Source organism: Massilia mucilaginosa (assembly GCF_011682145.1).
Lineage (GTDB): Bacteria > Pseudomonadota > Gammaproteobacteria > Burkholderiales > Burkholderiaceae_D > Telluria_A > Telluria_A mucilaginosa.
In genome coordinates, this window is record NZ_WHJH01000129.1 from 1 (window position 1) to 2,002 (window position 2,002).

Sequence of the window (2,002 nt, forward strand, 5' to 3'; positions counted from 1 at the left end):
GTTCTGCGCAGCGAACGCGGCTGGACCGTGACCGTGCCGCTCGACGTGCCGGCCAGCTGGCTGGCCGAGTTGATGCGGGCGCTGTGATGGATGTGTCGGCAGATAGCATTTGGCTTGCCACTGCGGCGGTGGATATGCGCACTGGCATTGATGGGCTGTCATTGCACGTGCAGCAGGCGCTGGGCCGTCCGCCCTGCGACGGCACGGCGTACGTGTTTGCCAACCGGCGCCGCACGCGCTTAAAAGTGGTGTGCTGGGATGGCACCGGCGTCTGGATGTGCCTGCGCCGGCTGCACCGTGGCCAGTTCATTTGGCCCGCAGCCGACGAGGCAAGCTGGCAGGTCAGTGCCGAACAGTGGCAGTGGCTCATCGCTGGCGTGGACTGGCAGCGCCTGTCGGCGCCCGCCCCTGCGCAGTGGCGCTTATGACGACGTAAACTGTTGCACTTGTAAACGTCGTCCAAGACCGGTAAACTGCTCGGCATGAACCTGCTCGACGAACTTGCCCGCACCGACATCGCCCCAGCGCTGCTGGCGCAGGTGCAGGCGCTGATCGAACAGCAGCAGGCCAGGCTGGCCGAGAAGGACTTCAAGATCAAGGCGTTGACGTTCGAGCTGGCTTATTACAAGCGCGTGCGCTTTGGCAAGGCCAGCGAAGCACTGGTCGGGGAACAGCGCATGCTGTTCGACGAAACCGTCGATATGGACCTCGCGGCCATCGATGAGGAACTGCGCAGCCAGGCACCCGTCAAACCGCCACGCAAGCGCGCCGGCCGCCAACCGCTGCCGCCGGAACTGGAGCGCATCGAGCACCGCCATGAGCCCGAGTCGTGCCAGTGCGGCCAGTGCGGCGCCGACCTGGTCAAGATCGGCGAGGACGTCAGCGAGCAACTGGACGTGGAGCCAGCGCGCTTCTTCGTGCACCGCCACATTCGTCCGCAATATGCTTGCCGTCCCTGCGAGACGGTGACAGCAGCGCCGATCCCGGCTGCCGTCATCGATGGTGGCATGGCCGCGGTGGGCCTGCTGGCCTGGATCGCCGCCTGCAAGTATCTCGACCACCTGCCGCTGTACCGGATCGAGCAGATCGCAACGCGCCAGGGCGTGCCACTGGCCCGTTCGACCCTGGCCGACTGGATCGGGCGCATCGGCGTGGCCCTGCAGCCGCTGGCGGACCGGCTGGCCGAACTGCTGCGCCAGCACGATTGCCTGCATGCCGATGAAACGCCAGTGCGCCAGCTCGATCCGGGCAGTGGCAAGACGCGCCACGCCTACCTGTGGGCCTATCGTTCCGGCGTGCACGATGACGGCCCGCCGATCGTCGTGTTCGACTACCAGACCAGCCGCGCCGGCGCCCACGCGCGCTCGTTCCTGCACGGCTGGCGCGGCCACCTGATGGTGGACGACTATGCCGGCTACAAGGCGATGTTCGCCGACGGTCCTACCGAGCTGGCCTGCCTGGCCCACATCCGCCGCAAATTCTTCGATGTGCATGCCGCCAGCAAGAGCCCCGTCGCCGAGCAGGCACTGCAGCGTATCGCCAAGCTTTACGCGATCGAGCAGCAAGGCGTCGGACTGGACCCACCGCAGCGCATGCTGTTGCGCGAACAACTGGCGCTGCCGGCGCTGGCCGAACTGCACGCCTGGCTCCTGGTGAACCAGCGAACCGTGGCGGCCGGCAGCGGCACGGCCAAGGCAATCGATCATGCGCTCAAGCGCTGGCCGGCGCTGCAGCGTTACGCCAGCTCGGGCACCCTGCCAATCGACAACAACCCGGTCGAGAACGCGATCCGTCCCATCGCCATCGGCAAGAAAAACTGGCTCTTCGCTGGCTCTGAACGCGCGGGCCGCCGCGCTGCCGCCATCCAGAGTCTGTTCGCTACCGCCAAGCTCAACGGCCTTGATCCGGCGCGCTGGCTGGCCATCGTGCTGGAACGTCTCCCGACGTGCCCCAACAGCCAGATTGATTCGCTGCTGCCATTCCCCGACTTTACTTAGCGCTA

Annotated in this window: 2 protein-coding genes; both read left to right on the forward strand. The window is 66.4% G+C overall.

All coding sequences use genetic code 11. The features are described 5' to 3' along the window. Nucleotides 1-428: IS66 family insertion sequence element accessory protein TnpB (gene tnpB / locus F2P45_RS34035; RefSeq protein WP_223164904.1), on the forward strand; the 428-nt coding region annotated here is incomplete at its 5' end. A 54-nt stretch (nucleotides 429-482) separates the two neighbouring features. Then, entirely contained in the window at nucleotides 483-1,997 is a 1,515-nt protein-coding gene (gene tnpC, locus F2P45_RS34040; protein ID WP_166882631.1) for an IS66 family transposase, read from the forward strand. The last annotated feature ends 5 nt before the right edge of the window (nucleotides 1,998-2,002 follow it).